At 50.4% G+C, this 23,324-nt stretch carries 38 protein-coding genes and 1 pseudogene; 36 read left to right on the plus strand and 3 right to left on the minus strand.

Translation table 11 applies throughout. The features are described 5' to 3' along the window. The first annotated feature begins 27 nt into the window (after positions 1-27). From rpsG to FD744_RS25920, 36 genes and pseudogenes are all read left to right on the plus strand, one after another. A complete protein-coding gene (gene rpsG, locus FD744_RS18185) occupies positions 28-498 on the plus strand; it encodes a 30S ribosomal protein S7 (RefSeq protein ID WP_007886246.1) in 471 nt (156 codons plus the stop codon). 93 nt (positions 499-591) lie between these two features. Then, complete coding sequence (gene fusA / locus FD744_RS18190) at positions 592-2,706, plus strand: elongation factor G (protein WP_160868918.1); 2,115 nt, start codon at positions 592-594, stop codon at positions 2,704-2,706. 69 nt (positions 2,707-2,775) lie between these two features. Next, positions 2,776-3,960, plus strand: a complete 1,185-nt coding sequence (gene tuf / locus FD744_RS18195) for an elongation factor Tu (RefSeq protein ID WP_034830763.1) — start codon at positions 2,776-2,778, stop codon at positions 3,958-3,960. A 178-nt stretch (positions 3,961-4,138) separates the two neighbouring features. Continuing rightward, a complete protein-coding gene (gene bfd / locus FD744_RS18200; protein ID WP_034830760.1) occupies positions 4,139-4,333 on the plus strand; it encodes a bacterioferritin-associated ferredoxin in 195 nt (64 codons plus the stop codon). 104 nt (positions 4,334-4,437) lie between these two features. Continuing rightward, entirely contained in the window at positions 4,438-4,920 is a 483-nt protein-coding gene (gene bfr, locus FD744_RS18205; protein ID WP_034830757.1) for a bacterioferritin, read from the plus strand. Positions 4,921-5,243: 323 nt separating this feature from the next. Further along, positions 5,244-5,555, plus strand: coding sequence for a 30S ribosomal protein S10 (gene rpsJ, locus FD744_RS18210; RefSeq protein ID WP_006120582.1), 312 nt, complete (start codon positions 5,244-5,246; stop codon positions 5,553-5,555). A 32-nt stretch (positions 5,556-5,587) separates the two neighbouring features. Continuing rightward, positions 5,588-6,214: a 50S ribosomal protein L3 gene (gene rplC, locus FD744_RS18215; RefSeq protein WP_038644330.1), complete on the plus strand. Its 627-nt coding sequence runs from the start codon at positions 5,588-5,590 to the stop codon at positions 6,212-6,214. A 10-nt stretch (positions 6,215-6,224) separates the two neighbouring features. Then, positions 6,225-6,830 carry a 50S ribosomal protein L4 gene (rplD, locus tag FD744_RS18220; protein ID WP_034830751.1) on the plus strand — a complete coding sequence of 202 codons (606 nt, stop codon included), beginning with the start codon at positions 6,225-6,227 and terminating at the stop codon, positions 6,828-6,830. Continuing rightward, on the plus strand, positions 6,827-7,129 hold the full coding sequence (gene rplW / locus FD744_RS18225; RefSeq protein WP_034830749.1) for a 50S ribosomal protein L23: 303 nt from the start codon (positions 6,827-6,829) through the stop codon (positions 7,127-7,129). The genes rplD and rplW overlap by 4 nt, the downstream gene beginning before the upstream one ends. Before the next feature lie 17 nt (positions 7,130-7,146). After that, the gene (gene rplB, locus FD744_RS18230) at positions 7,147-7,968 is read left to right on the plus strand and encodes a 50S ribosomal protein L2 (protein WP_034830746.1); all 822 of its coding nucleotides are present in this window, start codon (positions 7,147-7,149) and stop codon (positions 7,966-7,968) included. 16 nt (positions 7,969-7,984) lie between these two features. After that, positions 7,985-8,263, plus strand: a complete 279-nt coding sequence (rpsS, locus tag FD744_RS18235; protein WP_001138115.1) for a 30S ribosomal protein S19 — start codon at positions 7,985-7,987, stop codon at positions 8,261-8,263. Positions 8,264-8,276: 13 nt separating this feature from the next. Beyond that, on the plus strand, positions 8,277-8,609 hold the full coding sequence (gene rplV, locus FD744_RS18240) for a 50S ribosomal protein L22 (RefSeq protein ID WP_007891659.1): 333 nt from the start codon (positions 8,277-8,279) through the stop codon (positions 8,607-8,609). Between the two features lie 17 nt (positions 8,610-8,626). Then, the gene (gene rpsC, locus FD744_RS18245; RefSeq protein ID WP_034830744.1) at positions 8,627-9,325 is read left to right on the plus strand and encodes a 30S ribosomal protein S3; all 699 of its coding nucleotides are present in this window, start codon (positions 8,627-8,629) and stop codon (positions 9,323-9,325) included. 12 nt (positions 9,326-9,337) lie between these two features. Then, the gene (gene rplP, locus FD744_RS18250; protein WP_002438716.1) at positions 9,338-9,748 is read left to right on the plus strand and encodes a 50S ribosomal protein L16; all 411 of its coding nucleotides are present in this window, start codon (positions 9,338-9,340) and stop codon (positions 9,746-9,748) included. Next, on the plus strand, positions 9,748-9,936 hold the full coding sequence (gene rpmC / locus FD744_RS18255) for a 50S ribosomal protein L29 (RefSeq protein WP_034830743.1): 189 nt from the start codon (positions 9,748-9,750) through the stop codon (positions 9,934-9,936). The genes rplP and rpmC overlap by 1 nt, the downstream gene beginning before the upstream one ends. Further along, entirely contained in the window at positions 9,936-10,190 is a 255-nt protein-coding gene (rpsQ, locus tag FD744_RS18260) for a 30S ribosomal protein S17 (protein WP_008104738.1), read from the plus strand. Before rpmC ends, rpsQ begins: the two co-directional genes overlap by 1 nt. 169 nt (positions 10,191-10,359) lie before the next feature. Then, positions 10,360-10,731, plus strand: coding sequence for a 50S ribosomal protein L14 (gene rplN / locus FD744_RS18265; protein ID WP_006120590.1), 372 nt, complete (start codon positions 10,360-10,362; stop codon positions 10,729-10,731). Between the two features lie 10 nt (positions 10,732-10,741). Further along, on the plus strand, positions 10,742-11,056 hold the full coding sequence (rplX, locus tag FD744_RS18270; protein ID WP_034830741.1) for a 50S ribosomal protein L24: 315 nt from the start codon (positions 10,742-10,744) through the stop codon (positions 11,054-11,056). Positions 11,057-11,070: 14 nt separating this feature from the next. After that, positions 11,071-11,610, plus strand: coding sequence for a 50S ribosomal protein L5 (gene rplE, locus FD744_RS18275; protein ID WP_013510763.1), 540 nt, complete (start codon positions 11,071-11,073; stop codon positions 11,608-11,610). Between the two features lie 14 nt (positions 11,611-11,624). Next, complete coding sequence (gene rpsN, locus FD744_RS18280) at positions 11,625-11,930, plus strand: 30S ribosomal protein S14 (protein WP_006120592.1); 306 nt, start codon at positions 11,625-11,627, stop codon at positions 11,928-11,930. Between the two features lie 32 nt (positions 11,931-11,962). After that, positions 11,963-12,355 (plus strand): 30S ribosomal protein S8, encoded by a 393-nt coding sequence (gene rpsH / locus FD744_RS18285; RefSeq protein ID WP_007891668.1) that lies wholly within the window; start codon positions 11,963-11,965, stop codon positions 12,353-12,355. 12 nt (positions 12,356-12,367) lie between these two features. Beyond that, entirely contained in the window at positions 12,368-12,901 is a 534-nt protein-coding gene (gene rplF / locus FD744_RS18290) for a 50S ribosomal protein L6 (RefSeq protein WP_034830740.1), read from the plus strand. A 9-nt stretch (positions 12,902-12,910) separates the two neighbouring features. After that, positions 12,911-13,264, plus strand: coding sequence for a 50S ribosomal protein L18 (gene rplR / locus FD744_RS18295; protein ID WP_008104733.1), 354 nt, complete (start codon positions 12,911-12,913; stop codon positions 13,262-13,264). A gap of 14 nt (positions 13,265-13,278) precedes the next feature. Continuing rightward, on the plus strand, positions 13,279-13,779 hold the full coding sequence (gene rpsE, locus FD744_RS18300) for a 30S ribosomal protein S5 (RefSeq protein ID WP_007891679.1): 501 nt from the start codon (positions 13,279-13,281) through the stop codon (positions 13,777-13,779). Between the two features lie 5 nt (positions 13,780-13,784). Further along, a complete protein-coding gene (gene rpmD / locus FD744_RS18305; RefSeq protein WP_021186404.1) occupies positions 13,785-13,964 on the plus strand; it encodes a 50S ribosomal protein L30 in 180 nt (59 codons plus the stop codon). 3 nt (positions 13,965-13,967) lie between these two features. After that, positions 13,968-14,402, plus strand: a complete 435-nt coding sequence (gene rplO / locus FD744_RS18310; protein WP_034830738.1) for a 50S ribosomal protein L15 — start codon at positions 13,968-13,970, stop codon at positions 14,400-14,402. 7 nt (positions 14,403-14,409) lie between these two features. After that, positions 14,410-15,741: a preprotein translocase subunit SecY gene (gene secY / locus FD744_RS18315; protein ID WP_007891686.1), complete on the plus strand. Its 1,332-nt coding sequence runs from the start codon at positions 14,410-14,412 to the stop codon at positions 15,739-15,741. A 32-nt stretch (positions 15,742-15,773) separates the two neighbouring features. Further along, a complete protein-coding gene (gene rpmJ / locus FD744_RS18320; RefSeq protein WP_004160566.1) occupies positions 15,774-15,890 on the plus strand; it encodes a 50S ribosomal protein L36 in 117 nt (38 codons plus the stop codon). A gap of 146 nt (positions 15,891-16,036) precedes the next feature. Continuing rightward, on the plus strand, positions 16,037-16,393 hold the full coding sequence (gene rpsM, locus FD744_RS18325) for a 30S ribosomal protein S13 (RefSeq protein WP_034830736.1): 357 nt from the start codon (positions 16,037-16,039) through the stop codon (positions 16,391-16,393). A 16-nt stretch (positions 16,394-16,409) separates the two neighbouring features. After that, positions 16,410-16,799 carry a 30S ribosomal protein S11 gene (gene rpsK / locus FD744_RS18330; RefSeq protein WP_004160563.1) on the plus strand — a complete coding sequence of 130 codons (390 nt, stop codon included), beginning with the start codon at positions 16,410-16,412 and terminating at the stop codon, positions 16,797-16,799. A 31-nt stretch (positions 16,800-16,830) separates the two neighbouring features. Continuing rightward, the gene (gene rpsD, locus FD744_RS18335; RefSeq protein ID WP_007891687.1) at positions 16,831-17,451 is read left to right on the plus strand and encodes a 30S ribosomal protein S4; all 621 of its coding nucleotides are present in this window, start codon (positions 16,831-16,833) and stop codon (positions 17,449-17,451) included. 25 nt (positions 17,452-17,476) lie between these two features. Next, on the plus strand, positions 17,477-18,466 hold the full coding sequence (locus FD744_RS18340) for a DNA-directed RNA polymerase subunit alpha (RefSeq protein ID WP_007891688.1): 990 nt from the start codon (positions 17,477-17,479) through the stop codon (positions 18,464-18,466). Positions 18,467-18,506: 40 nt separating this feature from the next. Continuing rightward, the gene (rplQ, locus tag FD744_RS18345; protein ID WP_003850180.1) at positions 18,507-18,893 is read left to right on the plus strand and encodes a 50S ribosomal protein L17; all 387 of its coding nucleotides are present in this window, start codon (positions 18,507-18,509) and stop codon (positions 18,891-18,893) included. Between the two features lie 109 nt (positions 18,894-19,002). Continuing rightward, positions 19,003-19,374 carry a DUF1992 domain-containing protein gene (locus tag FD744_RS18350; protein WP_160868919.1) on the plus strand — a complete coding sequence of 124 codons (372 nt, stop codon included), beginning with the start codon at positions 19,003-19,005 and terminating at the stop codon, positions 19,372-19,374. Position 19,375: 1 nt separating this feature from the next. Further along, complete coding sequence (zntR, locus tag FD744_RS18355; protein ID WP_058960612.1) at positions 19,376-19,813, plus strand: Zn(2+)-responsive transcriptional regulator; 438 nt, start codon at positions 19,376-19,378, stop codon at positions 19,811-19,813. Between the two features lie 50 nt (positions 19,814-19,863). Next, a pseudogene (locus tag FD744_RS25920) lies at positions 19,864-20,061 on the plus strand (alternative ribosome-rescue factor A); the annotation flags it as partial. Positions 20,062-20,099: 38 nt separating this feature from the next. Here the strand turns inward: FD744_RS25920 and mscL are convergent. The 3 genes from mscL to rsmB form a co-directional block, all read right to left on the minus strand. Continuing rightward, a complete protein-coding gene (gene mscL, locus FD744_RS18365; protein WP_034830732.1) occupies positions 20,100-20,513 on the minus strand; it encodes a large-conductance mechanosensitive channel protein MscL in 414 nt (137 codons plus the stop codon). 111 nt (positions 20,514-20,624) lie between these two features. Then, complete coding sequence (gene trkA / locus FD744_RS18370; protein ID WP_160868920.1) at positions 20,625-22,001, minus strand: Trk system potassium transporter TrkA; 1,377 nt, start codon at positions 21,999-22,001, stop codon at positions 20,625-20,627. Positions 22,002-22,032: 31 nt separating this feature from the next. Further along, a complete protein-coding gene (rsmB, locus tag FD744_RS18375) occupies positions 22,033-23,319 on the minus strand; it encodes a 16S rRNA (cytosine(967)-C(5))-methyltransferase RsmB (RefSeq protein ID WP_160868921.1) in 1,287 nt (428 codons plus the stop codon). Positions 23,320-23,324 lie beyond the last annotated feature (5 nt).

Raw genomic sequence — 23,324 nt, forward strand, 5'->3', positions numbered from 1 at the left:
ATCCTGAATTAACAACGGAGTATTTCCATGCCACGTCGTCGCGTCATTGGTCAGCGTAAAATCCTGCCAGATCCTAAGTTCGGATCAGAATTGCTGGCTAAATTTGTAAACATCCTGATGGTAGATGGTAAAAAATCTACTGCAGAATCTATCGTCTATACCGCACTTGATACCCTGGCTCAACGTGCAGGTAAAGATGGTCTGGAAGCTTTCGAAGTTGCACTCGAAAACGTACGTCCGACTGTAGAAGTTAAGTCACGTCGCGTTGGTGGTTCAACCTACCAGGTTCCAGTTGAAGTCCGTCCGGTTCGTCGTAATGCTCTGGCAATGCGTTGGATCGTTGAAGCTGCTCGTAAACGCGGTGATAAATCAATGGCTCTTCGCCTGGCGAACGAACTTTCTGACGCTGCAGAGAACAAAGGTACTGCAGTTAAGAAACGTGAAGACGTTCACCGTATGGCTGAAGCCAACAAGGCGTTCGCACACTACCGCTGGTAACAGCCACGTAGTTGTTATTAACCCAGCGGGCGTCCCAGTGGCTTACCTGCTGGGCTTTTTTAACTTAGAACGTCTCAGAATCAGAGGAATCAAATGGCTCGTAAAACACCCATTGAGCGCTATCGTAACATCGGTATCAGTGCTCACATCGACGCCGGTAAAACTACCACTACCGAACGTGTTCTGTTCTACACCGGTGTAAACCACAAGATCGGTGAAGTGCATGACGGCGCCGCAACCATGGACTGGATGGAGCAGGAACAGGAACGTGGTATTACCATCACTTCCGCTGCAACCACCTGTTACTGGTCAGGTATGGCTAAGCAGTTCGAGCCACACCACGTCAACATCATTGACACCCCGGGACACGTTGACTTCACCATCGAAGTTGAGCGTTCTATGCGTGTGCTTGATGGCGCAGTAATGGTTTACTGTGCGGTTGGTGGTGTTCAGCCACAGTCTGAAACCGTATGGCGCCAGGCTAACAAATATAAAGTTCCACGCATCGCGTTCGTTAACAAAATGGACCGCATGGGTGCTAACTTCCTGAAAGTTGTTGACCAGATGAAAACGCGCCTGGGTGCAAACCCGGTTCCGCTTCAGCTGGCTATCGGCGCAGAAGAGAAATTCACCGGTGTTGTTGACCTGGTGAAAATGAAAGCCATCAACTGGAACGATGAAGATCAGGGCGTTACCTTCGTTTACGAAGATATCCCAGCTGATATGCAGGAACTGGCTGAAGAGTGGCGTGCCAACCTGGTTGAAGCCGCTGCTGAAGGTTCTGATGAGCTGATGGAGAAATTCTTCGGCGGTGAAGAGCTGACTGAAGAAGAGATCAAAACTTCTCTGCGTAAGCGCGTGCTGAAAAACGAAATCATCCTGGTAACCTGTGGTTCTGCATTTAAGAACAAAGGTGTTCAGGCGATGCTGGATGCGGTTGTTGAATACCTGCCAGCACCGACTGACGTTACCGCGATCAACGGTATGCTGGACGACGGTAAAGACACGCCGGCTGAGCGTCATTCTGACGACAACGAGCCGTTTGCTGCTCTGGCGTTCAAAATCGCAACCGACCCGTTTGTGGGTAACCTGACCTTCTTCCGCGTTTACTCTGGTGTTGTTAACACCGGTGACACCGTGTTCAACCCGGTTAAGTCAAACCGTGAGCGTCTGGGCCGTATCGTTCAGATGCACGCAAACAAACGTGAAGAGATCAAAGAAGTTCGTGCGGGCGACATCGCAGCAGCGATCGGCCTGAAAGATGTGACCACTGGTGACACCCTGTGTGATCCAGAAAACGTCATCATTCTTGAGCGCATGGAATTCCCAGAGCCGGTAATCTCTATCGCCGTTGAGCCGAAAACCAAAGCTGACCAGGAAAAAATGGGTCTGGCTCTGGGTCGTCTGGCGAAAGAAGACCCATCATTCCGTGTATGGACTGACGAAGAATCTAATCAGACCATCATCGCGGGTATGGGTGAGCTGCACCTCGACATCATCGTTGACCGTATGAAGCGTGAGTTCAACGTTGAAGCGAACGTCGGTAAACCACAGGTTGCTTATCGCGAAGCGATTCGTTCTAAAGTTACCGATGTTGAAGGTAAACACGCTAAGCAGTCTGGTGGTCGTGGTCAGTACGGTCATGTTGTTATCGACATGTACCCACTGGAGCCGGGTTCTAACCCTAAAGGTTACGAATTCGTCAACGACATCAAGGGTGGTGTGATTCCAACTGAATACATCCCTGCGGTTGATAAAGGTATCCAGGAGCAGCTGAAGTCTGGTCCACTGGCCGGTTACCCGGTAGTAGATCTGGGTGTTCGTCTGCACTTCGGTTCTTACCATGACGTTGACTCCTCTGAGCTGGCGTTTAAACTGGCCGCTTCTTTAGCCTTCAAAGATGGCTTTAAGAAAGCACAGCCCGTTCTGCTTGAGCCGATCATGAAGGTTGAAGTAGAGACTCCGGAAGAGAACACCGGTGACGTTATCGGTGACCTTAGCCGTCGTCGTGGTATGCTCAAAGGACAGGAATCTAACGCTACTGGCGTTCAGATCCATGCTGAAGTTCCACTGTCTGAAATGTTCGGATATGCAACCCAGCTGCGTTCTCTGACCAAAGGCCGTGCTTCTTACTCCATGGAGTTCCTGAAGTACGATGATGCGCCGAACAACGTCGCTCAGGCCGTTATTGAAGCTCGTAGCAAATAAGCTACGGTTTAAAAATTGTGAACTGATGCCTTCATGACTCATGAAGGCACAACGTAAGGAATTATCGCCATGGCGAAAGAGCAATTTCAGCGTAACAAACTGCACGTAAACGTTGGCACCATCGGTCACGTTGACCATGGTAAAACCACTCTGACTGCAGCTATCACCACCGTTCTGGCTAAAACCTACGGCGGCTCTGCTAAAGCGTTCGATCAGATCGATAACGCACCAGAAGAGAAAGCACGTGGTATCACCATCAACACTTCACACGTTGAATATGAAACCCCGACTCGCCACTACGCGCACGTTGACTGCCCAGGCCACGCCGACTATGTGAAAAACATGATCACCGGTGCTGCGCAGATGGACGGCGCGATCCTGGTTGTTGCTGCGACTGATGGCCCAATGCCACAGACCCGTGAGCACATCCTGCTGGGTCGTCAGGTTGGCGTTCCTTACATCATCGTGTTCCTGAACAAGTGCGACATGGTTGATGATGAAGAGCTGCTGGAACTGGTAGAGATGGAAGTTCGCGATCTGCTGTCAGCTTACGACTTCCCAGGCGACGATACTCCAATCGTACGCGGTTCTGCTCTGCAGGCACTGAACGGTGTTGCTGAGTGGGAAGAGAAGATCATTGAGCTGGCTGGTCACCTGGATAACTACATCCCAGAGCCAGTACGTGCAATCGACCTGCCGTTCCTGCTGCCAATCGAAGACGTATTCTCAATCTCAGGCCGTGGTACTGTTGTAACCGGTCGTGTTGAGCGCGGTATCGTTAAAGTGGGCGACGAAGTTGAAATCGTTGGTATCAAGGCGACTGTTAAGTCTACCTGTACCGGCGTTGAAATGTTCCGTAAGCTGCTGGACCAGGGTCAGGCGGGTGAAAACTGTGGTGTTCTGCTGCGCGGTATCAAGCGTGAAGACATCCAGCGTGGTCAGGTACTGGCTAAGCCAGGCACCATCAAGCCACACACCAAGTTCGTATCAGAAGTATACGTACTGTCTAAAGACGAAGGCGGCCGTCATACTCCGTTCTTCAAAGGCTACCGTCCACAGTTCTACTTCCGTACTACTGACGTGACTGGTAACGTTGAGCTGCCAGAAGGCGTTGAGATGGTAATGCCAGGCGACAACGTGAAAATGACCGTTGAGCTGATCCACCCAATCGCGATGGACCAGGGTCTGCGTTTCGCAATCCGTGAAGGCGGCCGTACTGTTGGTGCGGGCGTTGTTGCTGAAGTTCTCGCTTAATTGCGTTAATGTCGGTGGTTGCTTAGGTAGCCACCGCAGCACGAAAAGAGAGCACTTCGGTGCTCTTTTTTTTGCCTGAAATTCACCGTTCAAGCCAATCCCACACAAAAGCTACGTTTGAAGTAAAAACCATTCTCATTTACACTTTGATCAGAATTTGTACTGGAGTCCGCAGTAAATGTACGTCTGTCTGTGTAATGCCGTGAGTGACAAAACCCTCCGCGAAGTTGTGCGTCGCTATCAACCCAAATCGATCCAACATCTTCGACAACTGGTTCCTATCGGAAAACAGTGTGGTAAGTGCATCCGTTTTGCGCGCGAGATTATGGATGATGAGCTGCAGAAGGTACCGCTGTACAAAGAAATCGCTTAGGTCGACTCGACAGCCTCTGGCAATAACCACAAAAACAGTCCTGTTTTTTTGACTTCTTTTTATCCGCATCTACGATCTATTTACCTGGAAGCGGAGGAAGCAAAATGAAGGGCGACAGTAAAATCATAACTCATCTCAATAAACTGCTGGGGAATGAACTGGTTGCGATTAATCAGTACTTTCTTCATGCACGTATGTTCAAAAACTGGGGGCTTATTCGCCTCAACGATGTCGAGTATCACGAATCCATCGATGAAATGAAGCATGCGGACAAATACATCGAGCGCATTCTTTTCCTTGAAGGGATTCCAAATTTGCAGGATCTCGGCCGGTTGCGTATTGGTGAAGATGTCCCGGAAATGTTGCAATCCGATCTGACGCTGGAGTTAGAAGGGGCGAAGGATTTACGTGAAGCGATTGCCTATGCCGACAAGGTGCATGATTACGTCAGCCGCGACATGATGATTGAGATTCTGGGTGAGGAAGAGCATCACATTGACTGGCTGGAAACAGAACTCGACCTGATTCAAAAACTCGGTTTGCAGAATTACCTGCAGGCGCAATTAAAAGAAGAAAGCACAGACTAAAACCCTTTCGTTGTAGCAATGTCACAGAGCCTGTAGGGGGAAATATCGAGCCCCATACAGGCTTTTTCGTATTTAGTCCGCAATTGATGTGGTTAAAAACGCATCACGGGTTGCTTCCTGAACTGATTTGCGTATAATGCGCGGGCCTGCCGATATTGGTATGGCGCGATTCGAGCAGAATCGCAGGTGATAGCAAGCTATGTATCACCTGACAATACTCCCGATTGGGGAGTTATATGCTGAACGATTACACTCCTCCATCAATCGTAATGGGTGTGGGTAGTAATTCTTTTCGTTTATAAAATGTTTGGAGCCTTGGTCTCATGTCGAACCAAAGAATCCGTATCCGTCTTAAAGCGTTTGATCATCGCCTGATCGATCAATCAACCGCGGAAATCGTTGAGACTGCCAAGCGCACTGGTGCGCAGGTACGTGGTCCGATCCCGCTGCCAACTCGCAAAGAGCGTTTCACCGTTCTGATCTCTCCGCACGTTAACAAAGACGCGCGCGATCAGTACGAGATCCGTACTCACAAGCGTCTGGTAGACATCGTTGAGCCAACTGAAAAAACCGTTGATGCACTGATGCGTCTGGATCTGGCTGCCGGTGTTGACGTGCAGATCAGCCTGGGTTAATCAGGTCATCGAGCGATTGAGAGGTTGATACAATGATTGGTTTAGTCGGTAAAAAAGTGGGCATGACTCGCATCTTCACTGAAGATGGCGTTTCAATCCCAGTAACCGTAATCGAAGTTGAAGCAAACCGCGTTACTCAGGTCAAAGGCCTGGAAAACGACGGTTACCAGGCTATCCAGGTGACCACCGGTGCTAAAAAAGCAAACCGTGTGAGCAAGCCGGAAGCAGGTCATTTTGCTAAAGCTGGCGTTGAAGCTGGCCGTGGTCTGTGGGAATTCCGCACCGAAGGTGAAGAGTACTCAGTAGGCCAGAGCATCAGTGTTGAAATTTTCGCTGACGTTAAAAAAGTAGACGTTACCGGTACCTCTAAAGGTAAAGGTTTCGCAGGTACCGTTAAGCGCTGGAACTTCCGTACCCAGGACGCTACACACGGTAACTCCTTGTCTCACCGCGTTCCGGGTTCTATCGGTCAGAACCAGACTCCGGGCAAAGTGTTCAAAGGCAAGAAAATGGCTGGTCAACTGGGTAACGAGCGCGTAACCGTTCAGAGCCTGGAAGTGGTACGTGTTGACGCTGAGCGCAACCTGCTGCTGGTCAAAGGTGCTGTCCCGGGTGCAACCGGCAGCGACCTGATTGTTAAACCAGCTGTGAAGGCGTAAGGGGATAGCAATGGAATTAGTACTGAAAGACGCGCAGAGCGCGCTGACTGTTTCCGAAACTACCTTCGGTCGTGATTTCAACGAAGCGCTGGTTCACCAGGTTGTTGTTGCTTATGCCGCTGGTGCTCGTCAGGGTACTCGTGCGCAGAAAACTCGTGCTGAAGTAACTGGTTCAGGCAAAAAGCCTTGGCGCCAGAAAGGTACCGGCCGTGCGCGTTCAGGTTCTGTAAAGAGCCCGATCTGGCGTTCAGGTGGCGTGACCTTCGCTGCGCGTCCACAGGACCACAGTCAAAAAGTTAACAAGAAGATGTACCGCGGCGCGCTGAAAAGCATCCTGTCCGAACTGGTACGTCAGGACCGTCTGATCGTTGTCGAGACGTTCTCTGTAGAAGCGCCTAAAACTAAGCTGCTGGCACAGAAACTGAAAGACATGGCGCTGGAAGACGTGCTGATCATCACCGGTGAACTGGATGAGAATCTGTTCCTGGCTGCGCGTAACCTGTACAAGGTTGACGTGCGTGATGCAGCAGGTATCGACCCAGTTAGCCTGATCGCCTTCGACAAAGTCGTTATGACTGCGGAAGCAGTTAAGCAAGTTGAGGAGATGCTGGCATGATCCGTGAAGAACGTCTGCTGAAAGTCGTACGTGCACCGCACGTATCTGAAAAAGCATCTACTGCGATGGAAAAAAGCAATACCATCGTTCTCAAAGTTGCTAAAGACGCGACCAAAGCAGAGATCGTTGCTGCTGTTGAGAAGCTGTTCGAAGTTGAAGTTAAAGACGTAAACACCCTGGTTGTTAAGGGTAAAGTTAAGCGTCACGGACAGCGTATCGGTCGTCGTAGCGACTGGAAAAAAGCTTACGTCACCCTGAAGGAAGGCCAGAATCTGGACTTCGTCGGCGGCGCTGAGTAAGTCGGAGGAGAAAGACAATGGCAGTTGTTAAATGTAAACCGACATCTCCGGGTCGTCGTCACGTAGTTAAAGTGGTGAACCCAGAGCTGCACAAGGGCAAACCTTTTGCTCCGCTGTTAGAAAAAAACAGCAAATCCGGTGGTCGTAACAACAATGGTCGTATCACTACCCGTCATATCGGTGGTGGTCACAAGCAGGCTTACCGTATTGTTGACTTCAAACGCAACAAAGATGGTATCCCAGCAGTTGTTGAGCGTCTTGAGTACGATCCGAACCGTTCTGCGAACATCGCACTGGTTCTGTACAAAGATGGCGAGCGCCGTTACATCCTGGCCCCTAAAGGCCTGAAAGCTGGTGATCAGGTTCAATCTGGCGTTGATGCTGCGATTAAAGCAGGTAACACCCTGCCAATGCGTAACATCCCGGTGGGTTCTACCGTTCACAACGTAGAAATGAAACCAGGCAAAGGCGGTCAGATTGCTCGCTCAGCTGGTACTTACGTGCAGATCGTTGCGCGTGATGGTTCCTACGTAACCCTGCGTCTGCGTTCAGGCGAAATGCGTAAAGTCGAAATCGACTGCCGCGCAACCCTGGGCGAAGTCGGTAACGCTGAGCACATGCTGCGCGTTCTGGGTAAAGCTGGTGCAACCCGTTGGCGTGGTGTTCGTCCTACCGTTCGCGGTACTGCGATGAACCCAGTCGATCACCCGCACGGTGGTGGTGAAGGTCGTAACTTTGGTAAGCACCCGGTAACTCCGTGGGGCGTTCAGACCAAAGGTAAGAAGACCCGTAGCAACAAGCGTACTGATAAATTTATCGTACGTCGCCGTAGCAAATAATTTTAGAGGATAAGCCATGCCACGTTCTCTCAAGAAAGGTCCTTTTATTGACCTGCACTTGCTGAAGAAGGTAGAGAAAGCGGTGGAAAGCGGTGACAAGAAGCCCCTGCGCACTTGGTCCCGTCGTTCAACGATCTTCCCTAACATGATCGGTTTGACCATCGCTGTCCATAATGGTCGTCAGCACGTTCCTGTCTTTGTATCCGACGAAATGGTCGGCCACAAACTGGGTGAATTTGCACCGACACGTACTTATCGCGGCCATGCTGCAGATAAGAAAGCCAAGAAGAAATAAGTAGGAGGAAGAGATGGAAACTATTGCTCAACATCGCCATGCTCGTTCTTCTGCTCAGAAGGTCCGCCTTGTTGCTGACCTGATTCGCGGTAAGAAAGTGTCGCAGGCTCTGGATATTCTGACCTACACCAACAAGAAAGCTGCTGTGTTGGTTAAGAAAGTCCTGGAATCTGCCATTGCGAACGCCGAACACAACGATGGCGCTGATATCGACGATCTGAAAGTCGCGAAAATCTTCGTAGACGAAGGCCCAAGCATGAAGCGCATTATGCCGCGTGCGAAAGGTCGTGCAGATCGCATCCTGAAGCGCACCAGCCACATTACTGTGGTTGTGTCCGATCGCTGAGACTCTGGAGACTAGCAATGGGTCAGAAAGTACATCCTAATGGTATTCGCCTGGGTATTGTAAAACCATGGAACTCTACCTGGTTTGCGAACACCAAAGAATTCGCTGACAACCTGGACAGCGATTTTAAAGTACGTCAGTTCCTGACTAAGGAACTGGCTAAAGCGTCTGTATCTCGTATCGTTATCGAGCGTCCGGCTAAGAGCATCCGTGTGACCATTCACACCGCTCGCCCGGGTATCGTTATCGGTAAGAAAGGTGAAGACGTAGAAAAACTGCGCACGGTCGTAGCGAAAATCGCTGGCGTTCCTGCACAGATCAATATCGCCGAAGTCCGTAAACCGGAACTGGACGCTAAATTGGTTGCTGATAGCATCACTTCACAGCTGGAGCGTCGTGTGATGTTCCGTCGTGCGATGAAGCGTGCTGTTCAGAACGCAATGCGTCTGGGCGCGAAGGGTATTAAAGTTGAAGTTAGCGGCCGTTTGGGCGGAGCCGAGATCGCACGTACCGAATGGTACCGTGAAGGTCGCGTGCCACTGCACACTCTGCGTGCAGACATTGACTACAACACCTCTGAAGCGCACACCACTTATGGTGTAATCGGCGTTAAGGTATGGATCTTCAAAGGTGAGATCCTGGGTGGTATGGCTGCTGTTGAACAACCGGAACCGGCTGCTCAACCTAAAAAGCAGCAGCGTAAAGGCCGTAAGTAAGGAGAGTCGCTGATGTTACAACCAAAGCGTACGAAATTCCGTAAAGTGCACAAAGGCCGCAACCGTGGTCTGGCGCAGGGTACGGATGTCAGCTTCGGTACTTTCGGTCTGAAAGCTGTTGGCCGTGGTCGTCTGACTGCTCGTCAGATCGAAGCAGCACGTCGTGCTATGACCCGTGCAGTTAAGCGTCAAGGTAAGATCTGGATCCGTGTATTCCCGGACAAACCGATCACCGAGAAGCCGCTTGAAGTGCGTATGGGTAAAGGTAAGGGTAACGTGGAGTATTGGGTTGCCCTGATCCAACCGGGTAAAGTCCTGTATGAAATGGACGGTGTTCCGGAAGAGCTTGCCCGTGAAGCATTCAAGCTGGCAGCAGCAAAACTGCCTATCAAAACCACCTTTGTTACTAAGACGGTGATGTAATGAAAGCAAATGAGCTGCGTGAAAAAAGCGTTGAAGAGCTGAACGCTGAGCTTCTTAACCTGCTGCGTGAGCAATTCAACCTGCGCATGCAGGCAGCATCCGGCCAGCTGCAGCAGACCCATCTGCTGAAGCAAGTGCGTCGTAATGTTGCACGTGTTAAGACTTTACTGACTGAGAAGGCGGCGTAATGACCGATAAAATCCGTACTCTGCAGGGTCGTGTAATTAGTGACAAAATGCAGAAATCTGCAGTAGTTGCTATCGAACGTGTCGTGAAACACCCGATCTACGGTAAGTTCATCAAGCGTACGACTAAGCTGCACATCCATGACGAGAACAACGAATGTGGAATCGGTGACGTGGTAGAAATCCGCGAAACCCGTCCACTGTCTAAGACTAAGTCTTGGGCGCTGGTTCGCGTTGTAGAGAAAGCGGTTCTGTAATAGAATCCGCTTCCTCTAAAAAATAAAATGAACGGCTCGTCTGAGCCGTTCATTTTTTCTACCCATCTGCGAGAACCGGTGTTATAATGCCGCGCCCTCAATTATGGGGCTTTTTAACGACCTGAGGTTTGGGTCCCGAAGTAGTAGTTGACATTAGCGGAGCACTAAAATGATCCAAGAACAGACTATGCTGAACGTCGCCGACAACTCCGGTGCACGTCGCGTAATGTGTATCAAGGTTCTGGGTGGCTCGCACCGTCGCTACGCAGGCGTCGGCGACATCATTAAAGTTACCATCAAGGAAGCAATTCCTCGCGGTAAAGTTAAGAAAGGTGATGTCCTGAAGGCGGTAGTGGTGCGCACCAGGAAGGGTGTTCGTCGCCCGGACGGTTCTGTCATTCGCTTCGATGGTAATGCATGCGTTATTTTAAACAATAACAGCGAGCAGCCTATCGGTACGCGTATTTTTGGGCCGGTAACTCGTGAACTTCGTACTGAAAAGTTCATGAAAATTATCTCTCTGGCACCAGAAGTACTCTAAGGAGCGAGCAATGGCAGCGAAAATCCGTCGTAACGACGAAGTTATCGTGATTACCGGTAAAGACAAAGGTAAACGCGGTAAAGTAAAGAATGTCCTGACTTCTGGTAAGGTCATCGTTGAAGGTATCAACCTGGTTAAGAAACACCAGAAGCCGGTTCCGGCTCTGAACCAACCAGGCGGCATCGTTGAAAAAGAAGCTGCTATTCAGGTTTCTAACGTTGCAATCTTCAATGCGGCAACCGGCAAGGCTGACCGTGTAGGCTTTAGATTCGAAGAAGGCAAAAAAGTCCGTTTCTTCAAGTCTAATAGCGAAACTATCAAGTAATTTGGAGTAGTACGATGGCGAAACTGCATGATTACTACAAAGACGAAGTAGTCCAGAAACTCATGACTGAGTTCGGCTACAATTCTGTCATGCAAGTCCCTCGGGTCGAGAAGATCACCCTGAACATGGGTGTTGGTGAAGCGATCGCTGACAAGAAACTGCTGGATAACGCAGCAGCTGACCTGGCAGCAATCTCCGGTCAAAAACCGTTGATCACCAAAGCACGCAAATCAGTTGCAGGCTTCAAAATCCGTCAGGGCTATCCGATCGGCTGTAAAGTAACTCTGCGCGGCGAGCGCATGTGGGAGTTCTTTGAGCGCCTGATCACTATTGCTGTACCACGTATTCGTGACTTCCGCGGCTTGTCTGCTAAGTCTTTCGATGGTCGCGGTAACTACAGCATGGGCGTTCGTGAGCAGATCATCTTCCCAGAAATCGATTATGACAAAGTCGATCGCGTTCGTGGTTTGGATATTACCATTACCACTACTGCGAAATCTGATGATGAAGGCCGTGCTCTGCTGGCTGCCTTTGACTTCCCGTTCCGCAAGTAAGGTAGGGTTACTTAATGGCTAAGCAATCGATGAAAGCACGCGAAGTAAAGCGTGTGAAATTAGCAGACAAGTTCTTCGCTAAGCGCGCAGAACTGAAAGCGATCATTTCTGATGTGAACGCATCCGACGAAGATCGTTGGGATGCCGTTCTCAAGCTGCAGAGTCTGCCGCGTGATTCCAGCCCTTCCCGTCAGCGTAACCGCTGCCGTCAGACAGGTCGTCCGCACGGTTTCCTGCGGAAGTTTGGGTTGAGCCGTATCAAGGTCCGTGAAGCCGCAATGCGCGGTGAAATCCCGGGTCTGAAAAAGGCTAGCTGGTAATTGTCACCATTTGAATCACGGGAGTAACACAGATGAGCATGCAAGATCCGATCGCGGATATGCTGACCCGTATCCGTAACGGTCAGGCCGCGAACAAAGTTGCGGTCTCTATGCCTTCCTCCAAGCTGAAAGTGGCAATTGCCAACGTGCTGAAGGAAGAAGGCTACATTGAAGATTTTAAAATCGAAGGCGACATCAAGTCTGAGCTGGAAGTTACTTTAAAGTATTTCCAGGGCAAGGCTGTGGTAGAGAGCATTCAGCGTGTTAGCCGTCCAGGTCTGCGCATCTATAAGAAAAAAGATGAGCTGCCAAAAGTAATGGCTGGTCTGGGCATCGCTGTAATCTCTACCTCTAAAGGTGTCATGACTGATCGTGCAGCGCGCCAGGCTGGTCTTGGTGGCGAAATTATCTGCTACGTAGCGTAATCGGAGGATAAAATGTCTCGTGTTGCAAAAGCACCTGTCGTTGTTCCTGCGGGCGTAGAGGTAAAACTCAACGGTCAGGAAGTTTCGATCAAAGGCAAAAACGGCGAGCTGACTCGTACTATCAACAGTGCTGTAGAAGTTAAGCATGCAGACAACGCCCTGACTTTCGCTCCACGCGAAGGCTTCTCGGACGCTTGGGCACAGGCAGGTACTGCTCGTGCGCTGCTGAACGGCATGGTTATCGGTGTTACCGAAGGCTTCACCAAGAAGCTGCAACTGGTTGGTGTTGGTTATCGTGCAGCTGTTAAAGGCAACTCTGTGAGCTTGGCCCTGGGCTTCTCTCACCCTGTTGACCATGCACTGCCGGCCGGCATCACTGCTGAATGTCCAACTCAGACTGAAATCGTGCTGAAAGGCGCTGATAAACAGCTGATTGGTCAGGTTGCAGCGGATCTGCGCGCCTACCGTCGTCCTGAGCCTTACAAAGGCAAGGGTGTTCGTTACGCCGACGAAGTCGTGCGTACCAAAGAGGCTAAGAAGAAGTAAGGTAACACTATGGATAAGAAATCTGCTCGTATCCGTCGTGCGACCCGTGCACGTCGCAAGCTCAAAGAGCTGGGTGCTACTCGCCTGGTGGTACATCGTACCCCGCGTCATATTTACGCACAGGTGATCGCCCCGAACGGTTCCGAAGTTCTGGTTGCTGCTTCTACTGTAGAAAAAGCTATTGCCGAACAACTGAAGTACACCGGTAACAAAGACGCTGCTGCAGCTGTAGGTAAAGCTCTGGCTGAGCGCGCTGTCGAGAAAGGCATTACTAATGTTTCTTTCGACCGTTCCGGGTTCCAATATCATGGTCGTGTCCAGGCACTGGCAGATGCTGCCCGTGAAGCTGGCCTTCAGTTCTAAGGTAGAGGTCTAAGATGTCAAACATCGAGAAACAAGCTGGCGAACTGCAGGAAAAACTGATCGCGGTAAACCGTGTATCTAAAACTGTAAAAGGTGGTCGTATTTTCTCCTTCACCGCACTGACTGTAGTGGGTGATGGTAACGGCCGCGTTGGTTTTGGTTACGGTAAAGCGCGTGAAGTTCCAGCAGCGATCCAGAAAGCGATGGAAAAAGCCCGTCGCAACATGATTAACGTCGCGCTGACTCACGGCACCCTGCAGCACCCTGTTAAAGGTGCTCACACGGGTTCTCGTGTGTTCATGCAGCCAGCTTCTGAAGGTACCGGTATCATCGCCGGCGGTGCAATGCGCGCTGTTTTAGAAGTTGCTGGAGTGCATAACGTTCTGGCTAAAGCGTATGGTTCTACTAACCCGATTAACGTGGTTCGTGCAACTATCGATGGCCTGGGCAATATGAATTCTCCAGAAATGGTCGCTGCCAAGCGTGGTAAATCCGTTGAAGAAATTCTGGGGTAATCACGATGGCTAAGACTATTAAAATTACACAAACCCGCAGTTCAATCGGCCGCCTGCCTAAGCACAAAGCCACTCTGGTTGGCTTGGGTCTGCGTCGTATTGGTCATACCGTTGAGCGTGAAGACACGCCAGCAGTGCGCGGTATGGTTAACGCGATTTCCTACATGCTGAAAGTGGAGGAGTAAGAGATGCGCTTAAACACTCTGTCTCCGGCCGAAGGGTCTAAACACGCTTCTAAGCGTCTGGGTCGTGGTATCGGTTCTGGCCTCGGTAAAACCGGTGGTCGTGGTCACAAAGGTCAGAACTCTCGTTCTGGCGGTGGCGTACGTCGCGGTTTCGAGGGTGGTCAGATGCCTCTGTATCGTCGTCTGCCGAAATTCGGTTTCACCTCTCGCAAAGCAATGGTCACTGCAGAAGTTCGTCTGTCTGACCTGGCGAAAGTTGAAGGCGGTATTGTTGACCTGAATACTCTGAAAGCAGCCAACATCATCGGTGTTCAGATCGAGTTCGCGAAAGTGATTCTGTCTGGTGAAGTTTCTGCACCGGTAACGATTCGTGGTCTGCGTGTCACTAAAGGTGCGCGTGCTGCAATCGAAGCTGCTGGCGGTAAAATCGAGGAATAAGTAGCAGATGGCAAAGCAACCGGGATTAGATTTTCAAAGTGCCAAAGGTGGCTTTGGTGAACTGAAGCGCAGACTTTTGTTTGTTATCGGTGCACTGATTGTCTTCCGTATTGGCTCTTTTATTCCAATCCCTGGTATCGATGCCACTGTACTTGCCAAACTGCTTGAGCAACAGCGTGGCACCATCATTGAAATGTTCAACATGTTCTCTGGTGGTGCTCTCAGTCGTGCCTCAATCTTCGCACTGGGTATTATGCCGTATATTTCGGCCTCTATTATTATCCAGTTGCTGACGGTGGTTCATCCCGCGTTGGCCGAGATTAAGAAAGAGGGTGAAGCTGGTCGTCGTAAGATTAGCCAGTACACTCGCTATGGCACCCTGGTTCTGGCTGTATTCCAGTCGATCGGTATTGCTACCGGTCTGCCGAATATGCCTGGAATGCAAGGCCTGGTAATGAATCCAGGTTTCGCATTCTACTTTACCGCTGTTGTAAGTCTGGTTACCGGGACAATGTTCCTGATGTGGCTGGGCGAACAGATTACTGAACGAGGTATCGGTAACGGTATCTCGATCATTATCTTCGCAGGTATTGTTGCGGGTCTCCCGCCGGCCATTGGCCATACCATCGAGCAAGCGCGGCAAGGTGACCTGCACTTCCTCCTGTTGCTGTTGGTTGCAGTTCTTGTATTTGCAGTGACGTTCTTTGTTATTTTCGTTGAGCGTGGCCAGCGCCGCATTGTGGTCAACTACGCTAAACGTCAGCAAGGTCGTCGTGTATATGCTGCACAGAGCACACATTTACCGTTGAAAGTGAATATGGCGGGTGTAATTCCGGCTATCTTTGCTTCCAGCATTATTCTGTTCCCAGCAACCATCGCGTCATGGTTCGGGGGCGGAACCGGTTGGAACTGGCTGACAACAATTTCGCTGTATTTGCAACCAGGACAGCCGCTTTATGTGCTACTCTATGCGACTGCAATCATCTTCTTCTGTTTCTTCTACACGGCGTTGGTTTTCAACCCACGTGAAACAGCTGATAACTTGAAGAAGTCTGGAGCATTCGTACCGGGAATTCGTCCGGGAGAGCAAACGGCGAAGTATATCGATAAAGTAATGACACGTTTGACCTTAATCGGCGCACTGTACATTACCTTTATCTGCCTGATCCCGGAGTTCATGCGTGATGCCATGAAGGTTCCCTTCTACTTTGGCGGCACATCGCTGCTTATCGTAGTGGTTGTCATCATGGACTTTATGGCTCAAGTGCAAACTCTGATGATGTCGAGTCAGTATGAGTCTGCATTGAAGAAAGCAAACCTGAAAGGCTACGGCCGTTAATTCAGGCGCTTGAGAAGTTACGGAGAGTAAAAATGAAAGTTCGTGCTTCCGTCAAGAAATTATGTCGTAACTGCAAAATCATCCGCCGCGACGGTGTCGTACGTGTGATTTGCAGCGCCGAGCCAAAGCATAAACAGCGCCAAGGCTGATATTGTCACATATTTTTCTTGCAAAGTCGGGTTGAGCTGGCTAGATTAGCCAGCCAATCTTTTGTATGTCGATGCGTTACCATTTGAGTATCCTGAAAACGGGCTTTTCAGCATGGGACGCATTTATTTAATTATAGGAGTGCATAGTGGCCCGTATAGCAGGCATTAACATTCCTGATCAAAAACATACCGTAATCGCATTAACTTCGATCTTCGGTATCGGCAAGACCCGTTCTAAAGCCATCTGCGCTTCAACGGGTATCGCTGAAAATGTTAAGATCAGAGAGCTGTCTGAAGAACAAATTGAACAGCTGCGTGAAGCAGTTGGTAAATTCGTTGTTGAAGGTGATCTGCGCCGTGAAATCACCCTGAGCATCAAGCGTCTGATGGACCTTGGTTGCTATCGTGGTTTACGCCATCGTCGTGGTCTGCCAGTTCGCGGTCAGCGTACTAAGACCAATGCACGTACCCGTAAGGGTCCGCGTAAACCGATCAAGAAATAATCGGGGTGAGTAAATAATGGCAAAGGCACCAGTTCGTGCACGCAAGCGTGTAAGAAAGCAAGTCTCAGATGGCGTGGCTCATGTCCATGCATCTTTTAACAACACCATCGTTACCATCACTGATCGTCAGGGTAACGCACTGGGTTGGGCAACCGCCGGTGGTTCCGGTTTCCGCGGTTCACGTAAATCTACTCCGTTTGCTGCTCAGGTAGCTGCAGAGCGCTGTGCAGAAGCAGTGAAAGATTACGGTATTAAGAATCTGGAAGTTATGGTTAAGGGTCCAGGTCCAGGTCGCGAATCAACAATTCGTGCTCTGAACGCTGCTGGTTTCCGCATCACTAATATTACTGATGTGACTCCAATCCCTCACAACGGTTGTCGTCCGCCGAAAAAACGTCGCGTTTAACGCCCGTTTTTAGGTTAGTTGGAGAAAGAAAATGGCAAGATATTTGGGTCCTAAGCTCAAGCTGAGCCGTCGTGAGGGCACCGACTTATTCCTTAAGTCTGGCGTTCGCGCGATCGATACCAAGTGCAAAATTGAACAACCACCTGGCCAGCACGGTGCGCGTAAACCGCGTCTGTCTGACTACGGCGGTCAGTTACGTGAGAAGCAGAAAGTTCGTCGTATGTACGGCGTGCTTGAGCGTCAGTTCCGTAACTACTACAAAGAAGCAGCACGTCTGAAAGGCAACACCGGTGAAAACCTGTTGGCTCTGCTGGAAGGTCGTCTGGATAACGTTGTTTACCGTATGGGCTTTGGTGCCACTCGTGCAGAAGCACGTCAGCTGGTTAGCCATAAATCTATCCTGGTGAACGGTCGCGTTGTTAACATCGCTTCTTATCAGGTATCTCCGAATGATGTCGTTAGCATCCGTGAGAAAGCCAAACAGCAATCTCGCGTGAAGGCCGCTCTGGAGCTGGCTGAGCAGCGTGAAAAGCCAACCTGGCTGGAAGTTGATGCGACTAAGATGGAAGGTGTGTTCAAGCGTATTCCTGAACGTACTGATCTGTCTGCGGACATTAACGAACACCTGATCGTCGAGCTTTACTCTAAGTAAAGCTTAGTACCAAAGAGAGGACACAATGCAGGGTTCTGTGACAGAGTTTCTAAAACCGCGCCTGGTAGATATCGAGCAAGTGAGTTCGACGCACGCCAAGGTGACCCTTGAGCCGTTAGAGCGTGGCTTTGGCCATACTCTTGGCAACGCACTGCGCCGTATTCTGCTTTCTTCCATGCCGGGTTGCGCGGTGACCGAGGTTGAGATCGATGGCGTGCTCCACGAGTACTCCACCAAAGAGGGCGTACAGGAAGATATCCTGGAAATCCTGCTCAATCTGAAAGGGCTGGCGGTAAGAGTTCAGGGTAAAGATGAAGTCATCCTTACTTTGAATAAATCTGGCATTGGCCCTGTGACTGCAGCCGATATCACCCACGACGGTGATGTCGAAATCGTCAAGCCACAGCATGTGATCTGCCATCTGACCGATGAAAACGCATCTATTAGCATGCGTATCAAAGTTCAGCGTGGTCGTGGTTATGTGCCGGCTTCTGCCCGAATTCATTCGGAAGAAGATGAGCGCCCAATCGGCCGTCTGTTGGTTGACGCTTGCTACAGCCCTGTAGACCGTATCGCCTACAATGTTGAAGCAGCGCGTGTAGAACAGCGCACCGACCTGGACAAGCTGGTCATCGAAATGGAAACCAACGGCACAATCGATCCTGAAGAGGCGATTCGTCGTGCGGCTACCATCCTGGCAGAACAACTGGAAGCTTTCGTTGACTTACGTGATGTACGTCAGCCGGAAGTGAAAGAAGAGAAACCAGAATTCGATCCGATCCTGCTGCGCCCTGTTGACGATCTGGAATTGACTGTCCGCTCTGCTAACTGCCTCAAGGCAGAAGCTATCCACTACATCGGTGATCTGGTACAGCGTACCGAGGTTGAGCTGCTTAAAACGCCTAACCTTGGTAAAAAATCTCTTACTGAGATTAAAGATGTGCTCGCTTCACGTGGTTTGTCTCTGGGCATGCGCCTGGAAAACTGGCCACCAGCAAGCATTGCTGATGAATAATCAGATCACAGGTTAAGGTTTCACTGAGAAGGATAAGGTCATGCGCCATCGTAAGAGTGGTCGTCAACTGAACCGCAACAGCAGCCATCGTCAGGCTATGTTCCGCAACATGGCCGGTTCTCTGGTTCGTCACGAGATCATCAAAACGACTCTGCCGAAAGCCAAAGAACTGCGTCGCGTAGTTGAGCCGCTGATTACTCTTGCCAAGACCGACAGCGTAGCTAATCGTCGTCTGGCATTCGCCCGCACTCGTGATAACGAGATCGTGGCAAAACTGTTTAACGAGCTGGGCCCGCGTTTCGCGAGCCGTGCCGGTGGTTACACTCGTATTCTGAAGTGTGGCTTCCGTGCTGGTGACAACGCTCCGATGGCTTACATCGAGCTGGTTGATCGTCCAGAAGCTCAAGCAGAAGCTGCTGCAGAGTAATTTGCAGTAACGTAGAAAACCCGCTTCGGCGGGTTTTTTATTGCCTCCAATTCCCCATCCCCCCATCTTTCGCTATGCTGAACGCTGTTGTAAGTCGTAGAGGTTCATTATGTGGTTAATTGACCAGCTGGTAGAACAGCAGATACGCGCCGCGCAGGAAAAAGGTGAACTGAGTAATCTACCGGGTGAAGGTGCACCTTTACAGCTCGAAGACGAAAGTGGCGTGCCGCCTGAGTTACGTACGGCATATCGATTACTGAAAAACTCAGGTTTTTTACCCCCTGAACTTGAAATGCGCCGCGAAGCTGCGCAACTCAACGATCTTTTACAGCATTTGGATCCTGACGATCATCAAGCCAGTGAACTCAAAAAAAGATTAACTCTGCTGGAGATGAAGTTACAGCAGGCCGGAATGAGCACAGATTTTTTACGTGGTGAATATGGCGGTGCCATTCGGCACCGTCTGCTGCAGGAGAAGTAACATGTATAAAATTGGCCAGTTGGCTAAACTTGCTGACGTTACACCTGACACCATACGTTTTTATGAAAAGCAGCAAATGATGGATCATGAGATTCGCACTGAAGGCGGATTCCGTCTCTATAACGATGATGATCTTCAGCGCTTACGCTTTATCCGCTATGGGCGTCAGCTCGGTTTCAGCCTGGATTCGATCCGCGGTTTATTATCGATCCGTATCGATCCCGAGCACCATACCTGCCAGGAGTCCAAAGCGATCGTGGCCAGGCGTCTGGATGAAGTGAATGGCATGATTGCCGAGTTGCAAACCATTCAGCGCTCATTAGAACGTTTAGCCGCGACCTGTTGCGGGGATCTACATAGCAGCGCCTGCTGTTCTATTCTTGAAGCGCTGGAAAAAGGTGAAGAGCCGCAGGTGGAAATTTGTTGTAGCAAGGATTGAATTTCACGCAGGAAAGCCTATAGTTGCGCCATTATTAACCGGAGGACACTATGAGTCGCTATCAGCATCGCAAAGGCAAGATTAACGATAACGCTTTGGAGGCACTGTTACATGATCCGCTGTTTCGTCAGCGAGTTGAACAGAATCAGAAAGGGAAAGGCAGCTACCGACGTAAAGATAAACATGCGAAGGGTAGAAACTGGGAGGCCAGTGATAAGCAGAAAAGTTTATCACTGGCCTTCTGCTTTACAGACAAAAAAGCCGCCTGGACTTGGCGGCTTTTTTATCACAGTTTATCGCTGTTCTGCTGTTTCAACAGATCGCGAATTTCAGTGAGCAACACTTCTTCGTTGGTTGGTTTTGGCGCTGGTTTTTCAACTTCTTTCTTCTGATACAGCTTGTTCATCAGTTTGATGGCCATAAAGATGGCAAAGGCGACGATGACAAAATCAAAAATGGTTTGAATAAAGTTACCGTATTCCATTACGACAGCAGGTACATCACCCTCGGCCGGTTTTAGGACCCACTTAAACTGTTTAAAATCGACTCCGCCAATCAGTAATCCCAGTGGTGGCATGATGATATTCGCGACCAGTGATGAAACAATCTTGCCGAAAGCGGCACCGATAATCACACCGACTGCCAAATCCACCACGTTCCCACGCATTGCAAAATCACGAAACTCTTTGAATAAACTCATTGTTATCTCCTTGCCTTGGCCAATGGCTAAAGTCTAACAAACCTTTGTGCAATTGCCATGATAACAGCGGATTAAGCAAAATTATCACGGCGGGCAAACGCCCGCGGCGATTTAGAGGAAGAAAGGACTTGGCTGGAAGAGACGTTCAACATCTGGGACAAACTTCTTATCTGTCAGGAACATAATGACATGATCGCCCTGTTCAATACGTACGTTGTCGTTAGCAATGATCACTTCATCGCCACGTACGACAGCGCCAATAATCGTACCCGGCGGTAGTTTGATATCTTCAATTAAACGACCCACTACGCGGGAAGTGGTCTCTTCACCGTGCGCAATAGCTTCAATGGCTTCGGCAATGCCACGTCGCAGTGAGGAGACGCCAACAATATCTGCCTTGCGCACGTGACCAAGCAGGGCGGAAATGGTGGCCTGCTGCGGAGAGATGGCAATATCGATCACGCTACCCTGAACCAGATCGACATAAGCACGACGCTGGATCAAAACCATGACCTTTTTCGCTCCCATCTTCTTTGCGAGCATGGCCGACATAATGTTGGCTTCGTCGTCATTGGTGACGGCGATGAAAAGATCCACCTGATCAACATGTTCTTCGGCGAGCAACTCCTGATCTGAAGCATCACCATAAAACACCACGGTGTCGTGCAGACGCTCAGCCAGTTCTGCTGCGCGTTGTTGATTACGTTCAATCAACTTCACGCTGTACTGTTTTTCCAACTGCTGGGCCAAACCAAAACCGATGTTGCCGCCGCCGACCAGCATAATGCGCTTGTAGGGTTTCTCAAGGCGCTGCATTTCGCTCATTACCGCGCGTATATGCTGGCTCGCGGCAATAAAGAAGACTTCATCACCCGCTTCGACAATCGTGGAACCCTGAGGGCGAATAGGGCGGTCCTGACGGAAAATAGCCGCTACGCGTGTATCAATATGCGGCATATGTTCACGCAAAATGGACAACGGGTTACCTACCAGTGGCCCACCGTAATAGGCTTTAACTACTGCAAGGCTCACTTTCCCTTCGGCAAAGTTAACTACCTGCAATGCGCCAGGATACTGAATCAGGCGATAGATGTTGTCGATAACCAACTGTTCCGGTGAAATCAAATGATCGATAGGTACGGCTTCCGGTACAAACAGCTTTTCGGCATCGCGCAAATATTCCGCCGCGCGAATACGGGCAATTCGGTTTGGCGTATTGAAAAGCGAATAGGCAATCTGACAGGCAATCATGTTGGTTTCGTCGGAACTGGTGACAGCAACCAGCATATCGGCATCTTCAGCACCGGCTTCACGCAATATACGTGGATGGGAACCATGGCCGTGCACCACGCGCAGGTCAAATTTGTCCTGCAACGCGCGCAGACGGGTGGCATCCGTATCAACAACAGTGATGTCGTTATTTTCGCCCACCAGGTTTTCAGCAAGTGTGCCGCCAACCTGCCCGGCGCCGAGGATAATAATTTTCATCGTTGAATCGCTCTTGTCAGAATGCGCCGCACTATTTCTTTATCAACTTAGCGTAAAAGAATCCGTCACCGCCATCAACGCTCGGGAAGACTTGCCATCCGTTGATTTGGCCTTCGGGCAGCTGCTCAGCGGCGGCATCATCGTGCTCAGCCAAAAAGGCCGCGATCTGCTGATGGTTTTCTTCGGGCAGGATGGAGCAGGTCGCGTAAATCATCGTGCCGCCGGATTTCAAACGTGGCCAAACTGCATTGAGGATTTCGCGCTGCAGTGCAGCCAGTTCTGGGATATCACGATCACGCCGCAACCATTTGATATCAGGGTGACGTCGAATCACTCCGGTTGCAGAACAAGGTGCATCCAGCAGAATACGGTCAAATTGCTGGTCGCCGCACCACTCTGCAGGTGTCCGGCCATCGCCCTGACGCACTTCAGCTTGCATACCCAGGCGCTGCAGATTTTCATGCACGCGGGTCAAACGTTGTTGATCAATATCCACGGCCAGCACGTTTGCCTGAGGGGCTATTTCCAGAATATGCGTGGTCTTGCCGCCAGGCGCTGCGCAGAGATCGAGAATGGCTTCATTATTTTGTGGCTCAAGCAGCAGAGCACAGCGCTGTGCAGACAAATCTTGTACTGTCACCCATCCTTGATCGAAGCCCGGTAACTGACTGACAGGAGCAGGGGATTCAAGACGCAGAGCATCCGGCGCATCGGCAGGGAAAGCTGCTTTATCTTCAGCCTGCAACAGGTTCAGCCACGCATCACGGCTATGGTGTTGGCGATTGACGCGCAACCACATCGGCGGTCGCTGATTATTGGCGTCAACGATCTGCTGCCATTGATCTGGCCAGGCGGTCTGCAAACGCTTAAGCAACCAACCGGGATGCCAGTAGCGCTGTGGGCCTTGATCCACTGCAGCAACCAGTTCCTCTTGCTGACGCTGGAACTGACGCAGTACACCGTTAATCAATCCCTTCAGCGCCGTACGCTTCAGGACTTCTGCACCGGCAACCGTTTCGGCCAGTGCGGCATGCGCTGGCACACGCGTATACAGCAACTGATACAACCCAACCATAATCAGGTAATGCAGTACGCGCTGCTTTCCCGTTAACGTGCGCTCCATCAGTTTGCCAATCAGCGCTTCCAACTGCGGCAGAGTGCGCATTACGCCAAAGCAGAGTTCCTGCAACAGCGCGCCATCTTTATCAGCCAATGTTTTTTGCGCGCCAGGCAGAATGGCACTGAGCGATTCGCCTTTATCTACCACGCGTTCAATCAGTTGCGCGGCGAGACTACGCAGGTTAGTTGTTTTTTTCATATTCA

It is taken from the genome of Pantoea sp. Taur (genome assembly GCF_009830025.1).
Classification (GTDB): Bacteria; Pseudomonadota; Gammaproteobacteria; order Enterobacterales; family Enterobacteriaceae; genus Pantoea; species Pantoea communis.

Coding starts and splice junctions, on each gene's coding strand:
- fusA (WP_160868918.1), top strand. CDS start 592: ATGGCTCGTAAAACACCCATTGAGCGCTATCGTAACATCGGTATCAGT.
- rpmC (WP_034830743.1), top strand. CDS start 9,748: ATGAAAGCAAATGAGCTGCGTGAAAAAAGCGTTGAAGAGCTGAACGCT.
- rpsQ (WP_008104738.1), top strand. CDS start 9,936: ATGACCGATAAAATCCGTACTCTGCAGGGTCGTGTAATTAGTGACAAA.
- rplQ (WP_003850180.1), top strand. CDS start 18,507: ATGCGCCATCGTAAGAGTGGTCGTCAACTGAACCGCAACAGCAGCCAT.
- rpsS (WP_001138115.1), top strand. CDS start 7,985: ATGCCACGTTCTCTCAAGAAAGGTCCTTTTATTGACCTGCACTTGCTG.
- FD744_RS18350 (WP_160868919.1), top strand. CDS start 19,003: ATGTGGTTAATTGACCAGCTGGTAGAACAGCAGATACGCGCCGCGCAG.
- rpsH (WP_007891668.1), top strand. CDS start 11,963: ATGAGCATGCAAGATCCGATCGCGGATATGCTGACCCGTATCCGTAAC.
- bfd (WP_034830760.1), top strand. CDS start 4,139: ATGTACGTCTGTCTGTGTAATGCCGTGAGTGACAAAACCCTCCGCGAA.
- rpsN (WP_006120592.1), top strand. CDS start 11,625: ATGGCTAAGCAATCGATGAAAGCACGCGAAGTAAAGCGTGTGAAATTA.
- rplC (WP_038644330.1), top strand. CDS start 5,588: ATGATTGGTTTAGTCGGTAAAAAAGTGGGCATGACTCGCATCTTCACT.
- bfr (WP_034830757.1), top strand. CDS start 4,438: ATGAAGGGCGACAGTAAAATCATAACTCATCTCAATAAACTGCTGGGG.
- mscL (WP_034830732.1), bottom strand. CDS start 20,513: ATGAGTTTATTCAAAGAGTTTCGTGATTTTGCAATGCGTGGGAACGTG.
- secY (WP_007891686.1), top strand. CDS start 14,410: ATGGCAAAGCAACCGGGATTAGATTTTCAAAGTGCCAAAGGTGGCTTT.
- rplO (WP_034830738.1), top strand. CDS start 13,968: ATGCGCTTAAACACTCTGTCTCCGGCCGAAGGGTCTAAACACGCTTCT.
- rpmD (WP_021186404.1), top strand. CDS start 13,785: ATGGCTAAGACTATTAAAATTACACAAACCCGCAGTTCAATCGGCCGC.
- FD744_RS18340 (WP_007891688.1), top strand. CDS start 17,477: ATGCAGGGTTCTGTGACAGAGTTTCTAAAACCGCGCCTGGTAGATATC.
- rsmB (WP_160868921.1), bottom strand. CDS start 23,319: ATGAAAAAAACAACTAACCTGCGTAGTCTCGCCGCGCAACTGATTGAA.
- rpsD (WP_007891687.1), top strand. CDS start 16,831: ATGGCAAGATATTTGGGTCCTAAGCTCAAGCTGAGCCGTCGTGAGGGC.
- rpsC (WP_034830744.1), top strand. CDS start 8,627: ATGGGTCAGAAAGTACATCCTAATGGTATTCGCCTGGGTATTGTAAAA.
- rpsG (WP_007886246.1), top strand. CDS start 28: ATGCCACGTCGTCGCGTCATTGGTCAGCGTAAAATCCTGCCAGATCCT.
- rpmJ (WP_004160566.1), top strand. CDS start 15,774: ATGAAAGTTCGTGCTTCCGTCAAGAAATTATGTCGTAACTGCAAAATC.
- rplF (WP_034830740.1), top strand. CDS start 12,368: ATGTCTCGTGTTGCAAAAGCACCTGTCGTTGTTCCTGCGGGCGTAGAG.
- rpsK (WP_004160563.1), top strand. CDS start 16,410: ATGGCAAAGGCACCAGTTCGTGCACGCAAGCGTGTAAGAAAGCAAGTC.
- rplV (WP_007891659.1), top strand. CDS start 8,277: ATGGAAACTATTGCTCAACATCGCCATGCTCGTTCTTCTGCTCAGAAG.
- zntR (WP_058960612.1), top strand. CDS start 19,376: ATGTATAAAATTGGCCAGTTGGCTAAACTTGCTGACGTTACACCTGAC.
- rpsJ (WP_006120582.1), top strand. CDS start 5,244: ATGTCGAACCAAAGAATCCGTATCCGTCTTAAAGCGTTTGATCATCGC.
- rplB (WP_034830746.1), top strand. CDS start 7,147: ATGGCAGTTGTTAAATGTAAACCGACATCTCCGGGTCGTCGTCACGTA.
- rplR (WP_008104733.1), top strand. CDS start 12,911: ATGGATAAGAAATCTGCTCGTATCCGTCGTGCGACCCGTGCACGTCGC.
- rplP (WP_002438716.1), top strand. CDS start 9,338: ATGTTACAACCAAAGCGTACGAAATTCCGTAAAGTGCACAAAGGCCGC.
- rpsE (WP_007891679.1), top strand. CDS start 13,279: ATGTCAAACATCGAGAAACAAGCTGGCGAACTGCAGGAAAAACTGATC.
- trkA (WP_160868920.1), bottom strand. CDS start 22,001: ATGAAAATTATTATCCTCGGCGCCGGGCAGGTTGGCGGCACACTTGCT.
- rplN (WP_006120590.1), top strand. CDS start 10,360: ATGATCCAAGAACAGACTATGCTGAACGTCGCCGACAACTCCGGTGCA.
- rplX (WP_034830741.1), top strand. CDS start 10,742: ATGGCAGCGAAAATCCGTCGTAACGACGAAGTTATCGTGATTACCGGT.
- rplD (WP_034830751.1), top strand. CDS start 6,225: ATGGAATTAGTACTGAAAGACGCGCAGAGCGCGCTGACTGTTTCCGAA.
- rplW (WP_034830749.1), top strand. CDS start 6,827: ATGATCCGTGAAGAACGTCTGCTGAAAGTCGTACGTGCACCGCACGTA.
- rplE (WP_013510763.1), top strand. CDS start 11,071: ATGGCGAAACTGCATGATTACTACAAAGACGAAGTAGTCCAGAAACTC.
- tuf (WP_034830763.1), top strand. CDS start 2,776: ATGGCGAAAGAGCAATTTCAGCGTAACAAACTGCACGTAAACGTTGGC.